Source organism: Paenibacillus sp. FSL W8-0919, assembly GCF_038003785.1.
Classification (GTDB): domain Bacteria; phylum Bacillota; class Bacilli; order Paenibacillales; family Paenibacillaceae; genus Paenibacillus_AQ; species Paenibacillus_AQ lactis.
The window spans coordinates 951,135-968,698 of sequence record NZ_JBBOPV010000001.1; the positions used below are offsets into that span (position 1 = coordinate 951,135).

15 protein-coding genes are annotated in these 17,564 nt (G+C 53.5%); 3 read left to right on the forward strand and 12 right to left on the reverse strand.

The genetic code is table 11. From position 1 onward, the window contains the following. Positions 1–88: 88 nt before the first annotated feature. The 8 genes from NST44_RS03975 to NST44_RS04010 form a co-directional block, all read right to left on the reverse strand. A complete protein-coding gene (locus NST44_RS03975; protein ID WP_186332972.1) occupies positions 89–1,732 on the reverse strand; it encodes a sugar ABC transporter substrate-binding protein in 1,644 nt (547 codons plus the stop codon). 61 nt (positions 1,733–1,793) lie between these two features. After that, positions 1,794–2,678, reverse strand: coding sequence for a carbohydrate ABC transporter permease (locus tag NST44_RS03980; protein ID WP_210094340.1), 885 nt, complete (start codon positions 2,676–2,678; stop codon positions 1,794–1,796). A gap of 100 nt (positions 2,679–2,778) precedes the next feature. After that, complete coding sequence (locus NST44_RS03985) at positions 2,779–3,777, reverse strand: ABC transporter permease (RefSeq protein WP_007132949.1); 999 nt, start codon at positions 3,775–3,777, stop codon at positions 2,779–2,781. A 202-nt stretch (positions 3,778–3,979) separates the two neighbouring features. Beyond that, positions 3,980–4,990: a LacI family DNA-binding transcriptional regulator gene (locus tag NST44_RS03990; protein ID WP_007132950.1), complete on the reverse strand. Its 1,011-nt coding sequence runs from the start codon at positions 4,988–4,990 to the stop codon at positions 3,980–3,982. Positions 4,991–5,478: 488 nt separating this feature from the next. Next, positions 5,479–5,682 (reverse strand): hypothetical protein, encoded by a 204-nt coding sequence (locus tag NST44_RS03995; protein WP_028406738.1) that lies wholly within the window; start codon positions 5,680–5,682, stop codon positions 5,479–5,481. Positions 5,683–6,031: 349 nt separating this feature from the next. After that, positions 6,032–8,218: a DEAD/DEAH box helicase gene (locus NST44_RS04000; protein ID WP_210094341.1), complete on the reverse strand. Its 2,187-nt coding sequence runs from the start codon at positions 8,216–8,218 to the stop codon at positions 6,032–6,034. Then, positions 8,215–9,549: an ATP-binding protein gene (locus NST44_RS04005; protein WP_213613373.1), complete on the reverse strand. Its 1,335-nt coding sequence runs from the start codon at positions 9,547–9,549 to the stop codon at positions 8,215–8,217. Before NST44_RS04005 ends, NST44_RS04000 begins: the two co-directional genes overlap by 4 nt. Positions 9,550–9,605: 56 nt before the next feature. Beyond that, positions 9,606–11,696 (reverse strand): TerB N-terminal domain-containing protein, encoded by a 2,091-nt coding sequence (locus NST44_RS04010; RefSeq protein WP_213613375.1) that lies wholly within the window; start codon positions 11,694–11,696, stop codon positions 9,606–9,608. Between the two features lie 144 nt (positions 11,697–11,840). Between NST44_RS04010 and NST44_RS04015 the strand changes: the two genes are divergently transcribed. After that, entirely contained in the window at positions 11,841–12,503 is a 663-nt protein-coding gene (locus NST44_RS04015; RefSeq protein ID WP_028406734.1) for a M50 family metallopeptidase, read from the forward strand. A gap of 42 nt (positions 12,504–12,545) precedes the next feature. Further along, a complete protein-coding gene (locus tag NST44_RS04020; RefSeq protein WP_028406733.1) occupies positions 12,546–13,070 on the forward strand; it encodes a hypothetical protein in 525 nt (174 codons plus the stop codon). Between the two features lie 95 nt (positions 13,071–13,165). Here the strand turns inward: NST44_RS04020 and NST44_RS04025 are convergent, their stop codons facing one another. Then, positions 13,166–14,068 carry an RsiV family protein gene (locus NST44_RS04025; RefSeq protein ID WP_007132956.1) on the reverse strand — a complete coding sequence of 301 codons (903 nt, stop codon included), beginning with the start codon at positions 14,066–14,068 and terminating at the stop codon, positions 13,166–13,168. Between the two features lie 75 nt (positions 14,069–14,143). Continuing rightward, on the reverse strand, positions 14,144–14,329 hold the full coding sequence (locus tag NST44_RS04030; protein WP_213613379.1) for a hypothetical protein: 186 nt from the start codon (positions 14,327–14,329) through the stop codon (positions 14,144–14,146). 296 nt (positions 14,330–14,625) lie between these two features. On the opposite strand from NST44_RS04030, the gene NST44_RS04035 reads away from it, so the two are divergent. Next, positions 14,626–14,817, forward strand: a complete 192-nt coding sequence (locus NST44_RS04035; RefSeq protein WP_028406730.1) for a hypothetical protein — start codon at positions 14,626–14,628, stop codon at positions 14,815–14,817. Between the two features lie 750 nt (positions 14,818–15,567). Here NST44_RS04035 and NST44_RS04040 read toward each other — a convergent pair. Further along, positions 15,568–15,750, reverse strand: a complete 183-nt coding sequence (locus tag NST44_RS04040; RefSeq protein WP_213613381.1) for a hypothetical protein — start codon at positions 15,748–15,750, stop codon at positions 15,568–15,570. 502 nt (positions 15,751–16,252) lie between these two features. Further along, complete coding sequence (gene eno / locus NST44_RS04045; protein ID WP_007133019.1) at positions 16,253–17,542, reverse strand: phosphopyruvate hydratase; 1,290 nt, start codon at positions 17,540–17,542, stop codon at positions 16,253–16,255. Positions 17,543–17,564 lie beyond the last annotated feature (22 nt).

Below are 17,564 nucleotides of genomic sequence, written 5' to 3' on the forward strand. Positions count from 1 at the left end.
TCGGATCGGCCCATGCCAGGGGCTTGTCTGCTGAAGCTCTCCCCTTCTTGGAAAAATCTCCGCAGCCCCTGCATGGACCTTCGTCTATTTAAAGACCAAGCTTCTCCTTATTCGCTTTCATCTTCTCGTTGCGGATGTCCACGATTTTGTCCCAGCTGTTGGCCTCAAGGAACGATTTGTATTCATTCAAAATGCTCTCGAATTGCCCATCGTCCTTGGCACGGATCATGCTGACGAGCGTCGTGTTCCACTTCGTATTAATGGCGCTCAATGCGCGAGCCTCCGGGGTCCCTTGATCCGGATTGATATTCTCCAGAATAAAGTGCGGCACCAGCTTGCCCCGGCCCCATTCCTGCATCTGCTTGATCGCATCCGGGAAGGCGTCCTGGCTTAGCGCCTTATGGCGGTCATGGCCGAAGAACATGAATTCACCCATACGATAATCCTTCTTGAAGGTGTCCGGATTGTTCAATTGCAGCTCCTTCACGGCCGGTAGGAATGCTACGGTGCCGTCGGCGTTGACCTGATAGGTTTCGCCTTCGATTCCGTAGTTCATCAGCATTTGGCCCTCTTCGCTCAGCAGGTACGTGAACAGCTGAATCGATTTGGCCGGATCGGCGTTGCTCTTCGTAATGAAGCTGATCATCCAGCCGGTGATGCCGGATTGGTTCAAGGTCGGAGCATGTCCCGCCGTGCTTTGCGGCCCGTCAATCGCGATGTATTCCTTGCCCGGGTTAGCGCTGGCGAAGCTTTGGAGATTGCCGCCCTGCTGCGGGGTTCCGTCGAGCAGAATCGTCGCGTATTTGCCCGCTTTCACCTTCTCTTCAAAAGCCGTCCCGTCGTCCGCAAAGCTGTCGTCGCTGATTGCGCCGTCACGATAAACGGTGTTCAGCGTCTTCACCCACGTCAGGTAGTCCTCGTCCAGATTGCGGTTGTAGAACCCGCCGTTCTCGTCCTCCAACGGCACGCCGATGAAGTCCTGCAGCACGTCGCCCAGCGACCCGGTTCCCTCGCCGATCGAGTTGAATCCGAATGGAATCAGCTGCGGGAATTTTTGCTTGATGTCAGCCAATACCGCGCGGAACTCATCCGGCGTTCCCATGCTCGGCTTGCCCAGCGCCTCATACACGTCCTTGCGGATGATGAACGCCGTCTTCGCCGGAATGTTACCGCTGTCATAATCCGCCTGGGTGTTGGAGTAGTTCGGATAGCCGTAGGTTTTGCCGTCCTTCAGCTGGAACCAGTTCAGCGTATCCTGCGCTGCCACCTTGTTGAAGTGAGGGTCGTACTTCTCGGCCAGATCATTGAGCGGCAATGCCCAAGTCGCAGCCTTCTGCACTACCGGCGAGTTGGAGTCGAAGGTCGTGATCAAATCCGGCATATCGCCGCCGGCAAAGAACGTATTCAGCTTCGTATCGTCCCCCGTGATGAACTTGATGTTGATATTAAGGTCTTCCTTGATTTTCTTCGTGACGACGTCCTTGCCGAAATCGGTGTTCCACCAATCAGCGTTCACATACCAGGTCAGCTCCGTCGCCTCTTCCTTCTTATCGAGCTTCCACGCCGGCGTTTCCGGATCCGGGGTGTACCGGTCCTCGATTGAGATCCAGTTTTCCTTCTTGGAGCCGGAGTCGCCGCCCGAGCCGCAGCCGGCAACCACCAGCATAATCGCCAGCATGAGCGAAGCCCATGCGAATCTTGTTTTGCCCTTTGATTTATCCATCTTCAACATCCAGTAACCCTCCCTTTTAATAAAAGCGCTTTCTTTCAGACCCGAACCTACTGCTGCTTTCTTATTCTTTCACCGCTCCCAGCATCATTCCGGAAATAAAGTACCTTTGAAGTATTGGATAGATCGCAACAATCGGCAGCGTAGTAACAACGATCGTGGCAAGCTGAACGCCCTTCGTTGTCGTCTCGATCACGACCGAGCCGGCGTTCTGCATCGATTGCGTCTGCGACTGCACAATAATTTCGTAGAGCATCATTTGCAATGGGTACAGCGACTGATCCGTGATATAGAGCTTGGTCGTCATAAAGTCGTTCCATTGTCCGACGCCGTTGAACAGCGCAATGGTCGCCATTGCCGGCATGGACAGCGGAATGAAGATGCTCAGGAAGATCCGCCAATCCCCGCCGCCGTCAATCTTCGCGGACTCCTCCAGCGAATCCGGCACGTTGCGGAAGAAATTCATCAGAATAATGACATCGTAGAAGCTGAGCAGCGCCGGAATAATATACACCCAGAAGCTGTTCAGCATGCCCAGGTCCTTGATGAGCAGGTACGTCGGAATCATCCCGCCCGAGAAAAACATCGTGATGACGCCCATCGTGACATAAAATTTGCGGCCGCGCACGTACCGCTTGCTGAGGCCGTAGCCCACCATCGCACAGAAAAACACGTGGGTGATGACCCCGATCAAGGTTTTGGCGACCGAGATGAAGAAGGCCTGCCAGATGCCGTCATCCCGGAATACGGCCTGGTAATTTTCAAGGGAAAATTCGGTCGGCCAGAAAATAAACCCGCCCTCCGCCAGAGCTCTGCCCGAGCTGAAGGAAGAGACCAGAACATTCCAAAGCGGAACCACGATAATAAGCGTAAACACTACCAGCAATGCGATATTGACGGCATCGAAGATCCGGCTATCCCAGTCCCCTTTCGCTGCTTTCGAATTCAAGGTAAAGCCTCCCTCCCGTTACACTTCTACCGCCCGCACTTAACCCTTAGCGTCCGATTCGGCGCCTTGGATGCAGCGGGCATTTTGGGCTAAATAACCGTTACAGAACCGACTGGTTGTCGTTTAATTTGCTGGTGACTTTGTTGGCGGTCACGAGCAGAATGACCGAAACGATCGAGACGCCAAGGCCCACGGCCGTTGCGTAGGAGAAGTCACCCTGCGTCATCCCCATCCGGTATACGTAAGAGTTGATAACCTCCGCCTTTTCCCGGTTTTGCGAGTTCATAAGCACCAGCGTCTGATCCAGGTTCGAGCCCAATAAACCGCTTACAGTTAGGATCAAATTCAAGCTGATGATCATTTTCATGTTCGGAATGGTAATATTCCAGATTTGTCTGAGACGGCTGGCGCCATCGATTTTCGCGGCTTCGTAATAGGTCGGATCGATCTTGGCCATAATCGCCAGATACAGAATCGTCCCCCAGCCCGCTTCCTTCCAGATGTCGGACAAGGTGGCGATCCACCAATACTTGTTCGGATCCAGCATAATGTTCTGCGGCTGCGAGATCAGACCCAGGCTGAGCAGCAGCTGGTTGAACAAGCCCGTCGTCGAGAACCAGGTAATGAGCATCCCGCCGAGCACGATCCAGGACAGGAAGTGCGGCAGGTACGACACCGTCTGCACAAATTTCTTGAACCGCCCGAAGCTGACCTCGTAAATCATGATGGCAAGAATAATCGGAATGACGAACCCGATCGCTAATTTCAGAAAGCTGATGCCCAGCGTGTTTACGACGGAATCCCAGAAGTACTTGTCCGACATGATGATTTTGAAATTGTCCAAGCCGACCCACGGCGCGGAATCGATCGTGTCGATGACCGTGTAGCTCTTGAATGCGATCGTCAGACCGTAAATCGGAATGTAGCAGAAAATAAACATGAACACGACGCCCGGAAGAATCATGGACTGCAGCTCCCATTGCCGTCCGAAATCCACGACAAACTCCTTCACTCTCCGCCCCATCGGCTTTTTGCCGGATGGAAGCACGGCTCCCGTTCCTGCGGGCGTCGCGGACGGAGCCTCGGCTGTCTTTGCCACCTCGTTCGCCTCCTCCTTTAATAACATGGTTGTTTCCAGACCCCTCGATTGCACTACACCTTGTTACCCATCCATAAGAACGCAATCATTCATCATTCAATAAAAACGTTTTTATTTTTGGTAATAAAAACCCCCTATGCTTGGATGAATTTAAAAAAACAGATCCGAAATGATGCCTTCTGCCTAGTCTACTGGCTCCGGCTCATTCCGATCGGACCTTCACTTGACTGGAGCCGCGGACGATCAGTTCTCCCGCCAGCTTCTGCACCTTGCCCTGCTCCTTCTTCTGGATCATACGCACCAGATGGTCAACGACCAGGATGCCTTGACGCGCAATCTGGTTGCGCACCGTCGATAACGGCGGCGTAAAATACTGTGCGATATCGATATCGTCAAAGCCGACGACGCTGATATCCTTCGGAACCTCGTAGCCGAGCGATTTCAGTGCCCGGATGCAGCCGATGGCGCTGAGGTCGTTCCCTGCCAGGAACGCGTCCGGCACCTTGCCTGGATGCATGTGGATGAACGATTTTACGGCGTTATAGGAGCCTTCCTCCTCGAAATAACCCTGGAGGATCAAGTCCTCATCGATCGGAAACTGCACTTCGCGTAAGGCCGCGAGATAGCCTTCCTTCCGCTGGACGCTGTCGAACATGGTGTCCACGCCCGATATGTAAGCAATATTGCGGTGTCCGAGACTGATCAAGTATTTCGTCGCCTCATATCCAGCTTCATATGAATCGAAAATAATGCTCCCCATCGTCTCGTTCTGAACGACTCGATCGAGGAATACCGCCTTGATCTTGTCCTTCTCCATGACGGCAATGTCTTTATCATCAATTCTCAGCTCTTCGAAAATGATGACGCCGTCTACGCGCCCGCCCAAAATGTTGCTCATAATGACCTGCTTGTCCTTCGTCACGAACACGTTCAGCCCGTAGCCGAGACGGTCGCACTCGCGGGACATGGATTCCACGAGCGTATAGAAATAGGGCCCCGATACGCTGGTGGTGAAGAAGCCAAGCATCTTCGTCTTGCCCGATTTCAGCAGCTTGCCGTTCAGGTTCGGCACGTAGTTGAGCCGTTCCGCCACCTTCAACACATGCGACTTGGTCTCGGGATTCAGCACGTCCACGTCATTGAGCGCGTTCGATACCGTCGAAATCGATACGCCGGCCTCTCTTGCGACATCTTTGATGGTTACCTTGCCCATTCACTGATCTTCCTTTGCAATAAAAACGTTTTTATGTACATAAGTTACCATACGATGGCGTTGAGCACAATGCTTATTTTTTCGGGTAGGCGGATTTTTATGCGAGGCTTGTCATTAGCACCAATCCTCGGGGCCGATGGAAGCCGATGGAAGACGACGGAAGTGGATCGGGTGATCCCATCTGCGTGCGAGTGATGGAAGAACCTTTTGAGGGAGGGCAGTACGGTTCCAAAAGGAACAGAAGCCTTTGGTGAATGACATCACCAAGGCTCATTTTTGGGGATAACCTAGATTCACAAGCGATGATTAAGCCGATTCAGACGACTCTTTAAATTAAGAAAATAAACGAAGGGATCATTTTAATTCGAAGAGAAGTCTGCAGGTTTTCAGTCAAAGGCTGGAATTCAATTAAATGTAGAGCAGAAATGTAGAGCAGAACTCCAGCCATTAAAAGTCTTCGCAATTTTTAATTTTGGCATTTTATCCATTCACTTTTTCTTTTTTTCGAAGAAATCGAACTTGATCACGTAATCAAAAAGAGATGTAATAATAACAGCTCCAAGCGGAATCATGGCGGGTGCCCATGGCGGATTAACCGGAGCCTCACCAGGGGGTGCATCAATTAAAATCGCATAAAGGACAAAACAATAAATTAGGGCCACTACAATACCTGTTTTGTTTCTATTTTTCACAGCTGTTTTCACCTCTAGTTCACAGAAATTCAAAGTATTGTATTTTCTACCTAAGAATATTGTAACACAGATCGACAAAGCTGGAATAATTTATCTCTCTAGTTATAGATCCTAAGCTGAAATCCTGCGACGAGTCCCGGCCGATTCAGCGATGAAACGAAGTGGATCCGAGAAAACGAGAAACGTTTTAATGACCTGAAATCCTATGTGCTATCAAAAAGTGAAGAATAAAAAATCAGCCATGGAGTCGGGCATGTCCCGTTCTTCCATGGCTGTTTTCGATTGCATGTTTACTTCGCGACTATGTTTGCGCTTATGAACGCTGGCTAAAACCCCCGCAAGGCGCTTATCACGACCGCAACAACTCAGCCAGGCCCTGCACATCCAGCCCGTCGGCGGCAAACGCCGTGCGGACGAGCTTAGGCGGCACAAACTCGTCGTATTTGCCGAGGTAAGGCGCCTCGTCCGGGTCCAGCAGCGAACTGGCGTCGCTGCATTCCGCCAGCTCGCGGCGGATCTCCTCCAGCAGCGTCCCGGCATCCGCCTTGCCGGCAACGATCATGTAATAGGGCTCCATCGGCACGATCGAGCGCAAGGAGAGCGGCTCGGACAGATTATGCTTAAGCAGCCGCTCGAGCGTGCGGAACTGCTTGCTGCCCGCCCAAGGCAGTATAAACAGCGAATCCCCGCCCGCCGGGATAACGACCTGCTTCAGAAGCCCGCTCTCCCGGGCAAGCCGGCGCGCCCGCTCCAGGCGGTTCACGGCACCGGGCGCGAGATACGGGTAGATGGTGCTGTCCGCCAGCACTTCCCGCATCTTCTGTACGACCCGGGTATGGACATCGCCGCCGGCGCCCAGCCATAGCGTATCGACCTTGCCTTTGGCAGCCTTCACGTACAATGCTTTGTGCTTGGTGTCCACTTCCTCTACCTTCCACAGCTTGCCGGCCAGCGAGAAGCAGTAGCCCGGAGGCGGCACGGTCGTAATCGATCCGATCTCCTCGGATCCGTTGTAGACGACATGCTCCTCATCGTCCTTAAATACCGCATAGAAGCGGTAGTTATTTACGATCTTCTCCCCGCCAAGACCGATGATGAGGCTGCCTTCCTCTGTGCGCTGGATATGATCGGTCTGCAGCAAATACTGCAGGAACTCCTTATACTCCTCCGGCTCGATGCCGCGAAATGCCGGGAGCGTAAGCACAGCCCGCGCCAGATCCTGCGGCTCGGCTTCTCCCATGCTCTTCAGCGTGCTCATCGTCTGATGGTACAGCACGCCCACCGGCTTCTTCCGCAAGGTGAGCGGCTCAACCCATTTCTCCCGGATGTACAGCTCGATGACGGCGATCGCCCGCAGCAGCATCCAGGGCATGCGCGCCGGCAGCAACGCCTCTTCATCCTCGTCCTCCGGGCAAAGAAACATCATCTCGGAGGCCTGGTCTCCCCTGCGGCCGGAACGGCCGAGCCGCTGCACGAAGCTGGAGCAGCTGTACGGCGCACCGAGCTGGATGACCCGCTCCAGCTCGCCGAGGTCGATGCCGAGCTCCAGGGTCAGGGTTGCCGCGGCCACCGCCGGCCCCGGCCCCGACCGCAGCGCGGCCTCCGCTTCCTCGCGCAGCATAGCGGAGATGCTTCCATGATGGACATGGAAGACGTCCGGCTGCTGCCGCTTCGCGGCGATTCGCCGCAGCTCCAGCGTCGTAAGCTCTGCGTCCGAGCGGCTGTTTGTGAAGACGAGCGCTTTTTTCATATGCGTGTGATCGTACACGAAATCATAGTAGGCTTTTCGCGCGAGTTCCAGCTGCTCGGCCTGCTTCTCGTCCCGCGCATCCGGAAAGGAGAAGTGCTCCACCGACAGCCGCAGCTTCCGCCCGCCTTGCGGAGCAATGACTTCGACCGCATGCTGGGTTCCCGCACCCAGCCACCCGGCCGCGGTCTCATAATCGCTCAGCGTAGCCGACAGGCCGATCCGGCGAGGCTCGCACGAAGCCATCCGCTCGATGCGGGTGAGCTGGCTCAGCACCTGAATGCCGCGATCAGCTCCCATGAACGCATGGACCTCGTCGATAATGACGTACCGGAGATCCTGAAACAAGGCCGGTATCGCATTCGGCCGGTTCATCAGCAGCCCCTCAAGCGACTCGGGGGTAATCTGAAGCACGCCGGAAGGCTTCCGCATCAGCTTCGTCTTCTCTGCCTGGGACACGTCGCCGTGCCAGTGCCATACCGGAACCTGGCCCTCCTTCAGCAGATCGCTGATGCGCTCGAACTGGTCGTTGATCAGCGCCTTAAGCGGCCCGATATATAAAATGCCTACGGAGCTTGATGGCCTGTTATACAGCTCCGTCAGGGCCGGAAAGAACGCCGCCTCCGTCTTCCCCGAGGCCGTACCGGATGCAATCAGCAAATGGTTCGGCGTATCGAACAGGACGCGGCAGGCTTCAACCTGTGCCTCGCGAAGGGTATCCCATCTTTTTTTGTAGATAAATTCCTGAATGAATGGCGCCAACCGGGAAAAAGGATTCGCTGCGCTCATAGCTCAAACTCCGCCAGCAGATCATCCATGTCGTCCCCCGGCTCATCCGCTCCTTTGCCGATTGGCTGGGCCTCCGCACGCTCGCCCATAAGCTGCTCGAAGCTGGCTTCCGGATGCTGATGCAGCGTGTGCAGCAGGTCCATGAAATCCCGCACAACCTCCCGGGTCGTCAGCAGTTCTTCCGCGCCCTGCCGGTTCACGGCAGCCTGCATAAACGCCACCAGCTGCTCGTCCTTCAGCTGGGGCTCATACTTGAAGTGCAGCGCATGGATATCCCTCAATTTCTGCAGAAGGATGAGAATTTCTTCGTACGAGAGCATGTCCAGCTTCAGAATGGGAGACGTATACGTCCGAAGCGTGCTACTGCCGTAACGTCCATCGATCAGACGGGAACGGAGGGCGTCATAGCTAAACAGCCCCCGGCGCTCGTCTTCGACGAACTGGGGCGTGCCGCCCATGTAGATCCCCAGGTGCTGGGCTTTGCCCTGCATCGTGTCGTTGAACATGGTGAGCAGCTTCTCGTAGTTGCTCTGACGGGAGATGCTGTTCGTGATTTTGTACAGGTTAACCCCTTCGTCAATGAACAGCAGCAGTCCCTTGTATCCAATCGCAGCCGTGAATTCGGACCACAGCTTCATATAGTCGTACCAGTTGTCATCGTCGATGATGACCCCTACGCCGAGCTCCTTGCGGGCTTCCGTCTTGGTCGGCACTTCCCCGCGCAGCCATCGCAGCGCCGCCGCTTTCCGGTCATCGTCGCCAAGCTTATAGCCGTTCCAATAAGCAGCCAGCACCTTTGCAAAATCAAACCCGTGCACCAGATTCTGCATCTCATTCGTCACCGCGAAAATGTCCAGCTCCACGCGTTCGTTCAGGGCGGGATCATCCGGCCGAAGGCCCGCCTCAACCATGATCCGCTGCTGAATCGCCGCAATCCACTTCTGCAGAATAGCCTCCAGCGCTCCGCCGTCAGGCCGCGTCTTCGTTGACAGATGGGTCATGAGCTCCCGGTACGTCGCCAGCCCCTGCCCCTTCGTGCCTACGAGCCGGCGCTCCGGCGACAAATCCGCGTCCGCCACGACGAAATCGCGGTCCATGGCATAGTTTCGTATCATCTGGAGGAGGAAGCTCTTGCCGCTGCCGTAACGTCCCGTGATAAGGCGGAAAGCCGCCCCCCCTTCGGCGATATTGTCCATATCCCGCAGGATCGACTCCACCTCCGGTTTACGCCCGACGGCAATATATTCAAGCCCAACGCGCGGCACGACGCCTGCCGTCATGGAGTTCACAAGGGCAGTGGTGAGCCGCTTCGGGATTTTCAACTCGTTCATGATCGATATTCACCTTCTTTCAAAAGCATTAGGGGCCGGTTGTACCGCCCTTGCTTTTATATCCTCTTCAAAGCATCCATCTTGTCGACATATTCTTCCGCAATGGATTCTCCGTCAATCAGCAGATCGCCAATGGTATCCATTGCAGCCTCGTTAATCTCATCCAGCAGCAGGGCAGGCATCGAGCCTGCGCGCTCTGCAATGGGCTGCAGCGCAGCCGAATTCGGTCCCGCCTTCAAGACGTGCAGAATCTCCATATGCACGGGCGTCAGACGCTCCGCAAGCTGCTGCCAATCGTCATCCTCAACATCCCATTGCCATGCCTGTCCGTGTGAATGGGATGCTTCCTCTACTTTACTCGCTTCAGCCTCCGATCCCCGTTCAATATGAGGGATTTCTTTAGCGCCAAGCGTTACTTCAGCGTTTTTTTCGGTAGCTTCTTTGGTAGCTTCTTTGGTAGTTTCTTCGAAAGGTTCTTCGATTGGTTCTTCGATAGTTTTTATGTTAGTATCCAGGGTAGTTTCTACAGTAGTAAGCGCGATAGATTGTTCAGCAGCCTGTTTATAGATTTGCTCAGCGGTTTCCGCAGAAGATCCCCCCGTAGTTTGTCCAGTCGGTACGTTTGCCGCTTCGACGGTCGTTGGTTTAGCCGCTTTTACGGTCGTTGCGTTAGCCGTCCCTTCGATCCGCGGTTCCATTCCGGAAGAATCTTCGCTAGGGAGCCCCGCATCAAAATCCATCACGGCCTGAACGACATCCACACTCTTCGGTTTGCGCTTTCCAGATGAGACGGCTTTCGGGGACTGATCTGAATCTGCATGGACTAATGAAGACTTCTCATCCAAGGCCTCCTCCGATCCGGCCCCCTCGACAAGCAGCATGTCGCGGACCTCGTCCGACTCCCGCTGCAGGCGCTGCAGCTTCCTTGTATCGATCTGCACCTCCGGGATGCTCTTCTTCCGCTCGGCTTCAAGCTGCTGCTCTATTTCTTTGGTCAAATAACGTTCAACCAGCTGCGCCACATCCGGTCCGATGGCCTCCGTCCCGCGAAGCCGTCCCTTGAAGCCCCTAAGCTCCCTCAGCTTGTTCTCCGTCAGCCGGATCAACCCGGTCATGTAAGCCCGCAATGGGGCATACTCGCTTAAGGAGAGGATTGTCAGGACAACCGTTCGCCCATGCAGACCATGGTCATACACCGCGCTGCGAAACAGATATCGCTTGACCTGTCTTGGCCGGGGTTGGAAGCGGTCGATGAAGCGCTGCCCCGTCTTTTTGGCCAGATAGCTGTCGACCAGCGCCACAACCTTCGGGGCATACCGCTGCATGTCCTTGCGTCCGGATTCCTGATAGAAACGGCTCTTCTCGGCGTCATAATCCAGCAGGCCGCACAACAGCTCCCAGGTCAGCTCGGCAGGCTGAAGGGAGAAACGCCGCATGTACTCCCGCTCCTTCAATTCCGGCGAGATGGCCCGCGGCAGGCGATCATACGTCTCGGGAATCGGCATATCCAGGTGATGCACGATCATAAAATCATATAGCCATTCCCGCAAGTACATATCGAGCTTGGCATAACGCTCTCGGTAAGCGTTCCATGCTTGCAGCATCAAATCGTACCCTTGCCGCGGGTCGCTCCAGCCTACGCCGTGAATCAGCTCGTAAAAGTACAGGAACAAATAGGATACATCCGTATCAGGGTACCGGCCGGACCTTACCTCCTCCCGCCAGTAAAAATACCAGCGAAACTGTTCAGGCCTCATCTGCTCGTACGTCGGCCAGTACGTTTTGAACGGAGCGAATGGAGCCGCCTCCTCCGTATGCCAGGCCAGCTCCCGTGCTTTCAGCGCAAATTGCTGCTCCTTGGTCACATAACGGAAGCTGTCGTCCAAATTCAGATCGGGAGGCTCCTGCGGCTTTACAACCAACGAGCTTCTCCCCACCGGTGCTTGAGGTGCCTCCGTTTGCCGATCCTGCTCTTGATCCGGATTCAGCCCCTCCCCGGTCCGGGTGGCAAGCGGCATGTCCCGCTCCTCCCCGCCGAACTCGATTTCAGCAAAACGAATCCCCTGATCATTGACCAGTGTGGTATGTCTTATGTGCTCTATGTGATTGTTTTTGTTATTATTGAAATCCGGCTTCTCATTTTTCATCGGTCATGAACCTCCGTCATGACTTCAATTATACCATTTTGCGTGGCTAGTCTAATGGATTTTCATATGAAACTCATCTATATTATAAGGGATGAAAGCGAACGATGCTCCAGATCAAAGACTGAAGCCGGAAAGGACTTCCTGATGAATAAATGGATCAAGGCACTATTATTTCTGGTAGGGGCGGCCATTCTGACCCGGCTGATCCCCTTCTCTTCCTGGTTCCGCATCCTCGATACGATGATTCACGAACTGGGACACGCACTCATGACCCTCCTCATGTCCGGCCGAGTGCTCAGCATTGAGCTGAACCCGGATCACAGCGGCGTCACGTATTCCATGCTGTCCTCGGGGGGCTGGAGTCCTGTCGTTGTCTCGTTGGCAGGGTATGTATCGGCCTCCGTATTCGCCATTCTCATGTTCCTGGGATATGCCCGCAAACGGCAGGGCGAAGGCTTAATGACCATTACCGCGCTGGCGGTTATTATGATTATTTTCTTCGTACACAAGGGGTACGGGCTGTGGTGGCTCATTATTTTCATCATCGTCAATCTTATCTTCTACATGCTGGGACCGAAAATCCGCAACTTCTATTACCTGCTCCTGGCCTTTCTCGTGCTGGAGGAGTCCGTCATGGGGCCGTTGACCTTGGCCATACGGGCGCTGAGCCAGCCATCGCAAGCAGGAGACGCAAGCAATCTGGCCAATATGACTGTGGTTCCCGCGATTATCTGGGCACTGCTGTTCTTCGTCTTTTCCTTGTGGTGCGCCAAGGTGGCGCTGCAGCTGTTCTGGAAGAAGCGATGATGGGCCGTCCCGCTTACGTGATTTTGAAAGGAGCTGCTTAGCATGGCCCGGAAGCAATGGATCAGAGCGCTTGTGGTGTTAGTTGCCTCTAGTCTCATCACTTTAGGCATCCTCTGGTCTAAAGCAATACCTGATCCCGAAACTGCAGATACTAAGACTGCGGATCATACGGAATTATATACACTAGAAGGGAATGGAGCCGCCTGGCGGGTGGAGGACTATACCGTCATTCGAACAAAGGACTCCATTTGGCGCGGCAATGCCAAGCTGGTCTATCTGGGGGACTCTAACGAAATCAGGCACTCCGACTACCTGAGCTATACCGTTTATGAGACGCTCGGCAGCGAGAATGAAGCCGTTCCCGTGCTTAGTGGAAGCCAGACAGCCGTAGGCGGGGCGATCAATCTCCTCCAGAATCTGGAGGATCTAGGCTCGGTGGAAAGCCCGATTACGGCTGCCGAACGGAATATGATCAAATTCCAGCCTTCCGGCGTTTATGTCGTCGTCGAGTGGAGGAACAGCCATGGGCAATCCATCCGGGACCGCATTCCGCTTGAAGTGCTGTAAATGGAATAAGCCGTCGTTTCCTCGGTGAGAGGGACGGCGGCTTCTTTATTAGCTGAAGTGGGTAGTAGCGCTTTTTAAAAAATATTGAGATCCAGTTAATCTGTTCCGACAAGCTCAACCTCTACGAGTTCATCTATATACTCGGCTTTCAAGTAATATTTGGACCCTTTTTGATAAATGATCACTTCCGGCCAAGAGGGATTATAATAAAATACATACCCCACTTGCTTCCACGTTTGCCCGTTTGCTAATTCATAAATATTCCCGTAATCAAATCCGGTAAATTCATTTTCGATATGGGACTTTGTGACATACGTATAACCTGGAATGGTTGGAGCAGGCGATGGCGGGCCATTCCTTTTCTTGTTAATTGTTGTATAGTCTACTTTAGCATCCACAAATCCCTCGGAGCGAGGCCCAACTTCACCTGGATTGAAGCGGATGACGATGCCCTGATCATAATAGTAAAATGAGTGATTGGACTGAGTAAGGTAAAATTCAATATGATCCGTGAAGATTGGATCCCCTTTGGACTCCCTCTTTACAAGCTGCGATGTAACAGCCTCAATCAGATTGAGCTTTTGACTTTCAGTCTTGATCACATCATCAAGCTCCAAGCGCTCGCCTGTCTTTAGATCAAAATTAAATGTACTGGCTGAGATGGTTTGGCCGCCTTCAGAATTTAAGTAGATGGTATTAACAATCGATAACTTTCCGTTTTTATTGTATTTGGTATTGGCTTTGGAACGAAAAGAGGTATGTTCACCGCTCTTTTTGTATTCCATATTCGCCCAAGCTAAAAGCTGGGCGTCTGCTTTAAGAATCCTATTGATATCACTGACCACTTTTTTGTTTTCCCCGCTAATTTGCACATATTGTTGGCCGAGGAAGTAATGTACGCTTGTCTTAACCTTGGTTGAAGCCGCATCAACCCCTGATGCGAATGAGATCAGGCTGAAGAGGCACACGATCAACCATCCAGAAACAACTTTACTCATTACGTTTTCGTTCCCCCTACGATTGGATGAAACCCCAATTTCTTTTCCATCAGTATTTCAATGCAACTCCAATCACTACCTGACAATATGAATGATAAATCCAAAAATAACGGCGATCACGATCAATACACCAGCCGCTAATAAAGTCATCGCCATATCGCTCAGCAACCCCCGCTGCTGATGACCTGCAAGCTTCTCCTTGACCCTTCTTTCTGAAACTTCCTGTTGTACTTGATCCAATGGCTCCGGGCCCATGACCATATGAATGCACCTCCACTATGCCGCATACCCAATTTTACCATAGTTTGCGGAATGAGGAATTCAAATCTGCTCACTTATCCGATATACGCACCGCCCCACGGCACGCTAACAGGTGTGCAGCCACAGCCCCTCCCTTCACTCCCGAAAAAAGCGCAAAATAAAAAGCCCAGCCCCCGCAACAGCAGGATCCTGGTGCAAAGCAATCGATTGTTTTCACCATACGGTCGAACGAAGAGCGCGTGTAATGGTATAATTGTAAATAGTTTAATAAAATCCCATGATAAGGGGGTGTCGTTATGGGTTCGGCATTTGGTTTTGGAGGCCTGATCGCCAATCTAGTCATAATCTTTGTTGTTTTATTAGTCCTATATCGAATCGTAAAACTTGCGGTTAACCGATCTGAAATTAAAGAGGACATCACAAAATTAAGGGCAGAAGTAAAAAACTTACATACAAAAATTAACAACCTTGAAAAGTCAGACTTATGACGACCTGAGACGATATACGCACCGCCCCACGGCACCATCCCCATGTACAGCCTTCAGCCAACGCCCTCACCCCAAGAAGCCCGGCTCCTGCCTTTGCAGCCAAGCCGGGTTTTGCCTTTGCGCTTCCAGGTCACCCACGTGGCTGGCTGCACGCTTCCTTCCCTGCCACAGGTGCGAATATCGGCGGAGGAGCAACGCGCTCGCCTTTAAAATCGGGAAACTTCCCTCAACTTGATCATTCCCAGTTTCCCGATTTTAACAGCGACCGAAGCCGATTTACGCACCGCCCCACGGCTCGCTAAGGAGTGCAGCCACAGCCCCCCTCCTCCATAAAAAGCCCGGCTCCTGCCTTTGCAGCTGACCCGGGCTTTGCTTTTGCGCTTCCATGGGACACCCACAAGGGCTTTGCTGCACACTTCTTCCCCTGCCACAGGTGCGTATATCGGCGGAGGAGCAGCGCGTTCGCCTTTAAAATCGGGAAGCATCCTCTACTATTCCATTCTAGCTTCCCGATTTTAACAGCGACCGGAGACGATTTACGCACCGCCCCACGGCTCGCTAACAAATGTGCAGCCTGCCCCACCCTTCACCTCAAAAAAGCCCGGCTCCTGCCTTTGCAGCTGACCCGGGCTTTGCTTTTGCGCTTCCATGGGACACCCACGTGGCTGGGCTGCACGCATCCTCCCCTGCCACAGGTGCGTATATCGGCGGAGGAGCAACGCGCTCGCCTTTAAAATCGGGAAGCATCCTCTACCTATTCCATTCCAGCTTCCCGATTTTAACAGCGACCGAAGCCGATATACGCACCGCTCCACGGCTCGCTAACGAGTGCAGCCACAGCCCCCCTCCTCCATAAAAAGCCCGGCTCCTGCCTTTGCAGCCAAGCCGGGTTTTGCCTTTGCGCTTCCAGGTCACCCACGTGGCTGGCTGCACGCTTCCTTCCCTGCCACAGGTGCGTATATCGGCGGAGGAGCAACGCGTTCGCCTTTAAAATCGGGAAGCATCCTCTACCTATTCCATTCTAGCTTCCCGATTTTAACAGCGACCGGAGTCGATATACGCACCGCCCCACGGCTCGCTAAGGAGTGCAGCCACAGCCCCCCTCCTCCATAAAAAGCCCGGCTCCTGCCTTTGCAGCCAAGCCGGGCTTTTCCTTTGCGCTTCCATGGGACACCCACAAGGGCTTTGCTGCACACTTCTTCCCCTGCCACAGGTGCGTATATCGGCGGAGGAGCAGCGCGTTCGCCTTTAAAATCGGGAAGCATCCTCTACCTATTCCATTCTAGCTTCCCAATTTTAACAGCGACCGAAGCCGATATACGCACCGCCCCACGGCTCGCTAACGGGTGCAGCAAAGCCCTCCTCCCACTTCCAAAAAAAGCGCAAATTAAAAAGCCCAGCCCCCGCAACAGCAGGAGCCGGGCTTTACCCTAAATTATTGTTGCTTCAAGTTATAGAACGACTTCAAGCCGTTGTATTGAGCAAGCTCGCCCAATTGGTCTTCGATGCGAAGCAATTGGTTGTATTTCGCTACGCGGTCCGTACGGGAAGGTGCACCCGTCTTGATCTGACCTGCGTTGGTAGCAACAGCGATGTCAGCGATCGTGCTGTCCTCGGACTCACCGGAACGGTGGGAGACAACAGCGGTGTAGCCTGCGCGTTTTGCCATTTCGATTGCATCGAATGTTTCAGTCAATGTACCGATTTGGTTAACCTTGATCAGGATGGAGTTACCGATGCCTTCCTTGATACCTCTCTCCAGACGCTCAGTGTTCGTAACGAACAGGTCGTCACCAACCAGCTGAATTTTGTTGCCCAGCTTCTCAGTGAGCAGCTTCCAACCTTCCCAATCGTCCTCGGAGCATCCGTCTTCGATGGTGATGATTGGGTATTTGTCTACCCAAGAAGCGAGCAGGTCAACGAATTCCGCAGGCGTGAAGGATTTGCCTTCGCCTTCCAGAACGTATTTGCCGTCCTTGAAGAATTCCGTGGAAGCAACGTCCATACCCAGGAATACGTCTTTGCCTGGCGTGTAGCCGGCTTTTTCGATCGCTTCGATGATGGAGGACAGTGCATCTTCGTTGGACGTGAAGTTTGGAGCAAAACCGCCTTCGTCGCCAACTGCCGTGTTCAGGCCTTTGCCTTTCAGAACGGACTTCAGGTTGTGGAAGATTTCAGCGCCCATGCGAAGCGCTTCTTTGAAGCTAGGTGCGCCCACAGGCAGTACCATGAACTCTTGAACGTCTACGTTGTTGTCGGCATGTGCACCGCCGTTCACGATGTTCATCATTGGTACTGGAAGCTGTTTGGCGTTGAATCCGCCGAGGTATACGTACAGCGGGAGATCCAATGCGTCAGCAGCAGCGCGTGCTACAGCCATGGATACAGCCAGGATCGCGTTTGCGCCGAGCTTGCCTTTGTTAGGCGTTCCGTCCAAAGCGATCATCAGCTTGTCGATACCGAGCTGGTCAAGCGCGTCCATACCGATTACTTCAGGGGCGATGATTTCGTTCACGTTCTCAACAGCTTTCAGAACGCCTTTGCCCAGGTAACGGGATTTGTCGTCGTCGCGAAGCTCAACCGCCTCGTGAACGCCAGTGGAAGCGCCGGATGGAACGATCGCGCGTCCGATCGCGCCGGATTCCAGGTATACTTCAACCTCTACAGTCGGGTTGCCGCGGGAGTCAAGGACTTCGCGAGCATATACGTCAGAAATAATAGTCATGGGTATAGTCTCCTTTTTCTTT

Excerpts from the sequence above, each read along its gene's own strand:
- NST44_RS03975 (WP_186332972.1), bottom strand. The coding sequence starts at position 1,732 with ATGTTGAAGATGGATAAATCAAAGGGCAAAACAAGATTCGCATGGGCT.
- NST44_RS03990 (WP_007132950.1), bottom strand. The coding sequence starts at position 4,990 with ATGGGCAAGGTAACCATCAAAGATGTCGCAAGAGAGGCCGGCGTATCG.
- NST44_RS04000 (WP_210094341.1), bottom strand. The coding sequence starts at position 8,218 with ATGAGCGCAGCGAATCCTTTTTCCCGGTTGGCGCCATTCATTCAGGAA.
- NST44_RS04005 (WP_213613373.1), bottom strand. The coding sequence starts at position 9,549 with ATGAACGAGTTGAAAATCCCGAAGCGGCTCACCACTGCCCTTGTGAAC.
- NST44_RS04010 (WP_213613375.1), bottom strand. The coding sequence starts at position 11,696 with ATGAAAAATGAGAAGCCGGATTTCAATAATAACAAAAACAATCACATA.
- NST44_RS04015 (WP_028406734.1), top strand. The coding sequence starts at position 11,841 with ATGAATAAATGGATCAAGGCACTATTATTTCTGGTAGGGGCGGCCATT.
- NST44_RS04020 (WP_028406733.1), top strand. The coding sequence starts at position 12,546 with ATGGCCCGGAAGCAATGGATCAGAGCGCTTGTGGTGTTAGTTGCCTCT.
- NST44_RS04025 (WP_007132956.1), bottom strand. The coding sequence starts at position 14,068 with ATGAGTAAAGTTGTTTCTGGATGGTTGATCGTGTGCCTCTTCAGCCTG.
- NST44_RS04030 (WP_213613379.1), bottom strand. The coding sequence starts at position 14,329 with ATGGTCATGGGCCCGGAGCCATTGGATCAAGTACAACAGGAAGTTTCA.
- NST44_RS04035 (WP_028406730.1), top strand. The coding sequence starts at position 14,626 with ATGGGTTCGGCATTTGGTTTTGGAGGCCTGATCGCCAATCTAGTCATA.
- eno (WP_007133019.1), bottom strand. The coding sequence starts at position 17,542 with ATGACTATTATTTCTGACGTATATGCTCGCGAAGTCCTTGACTCCCGC.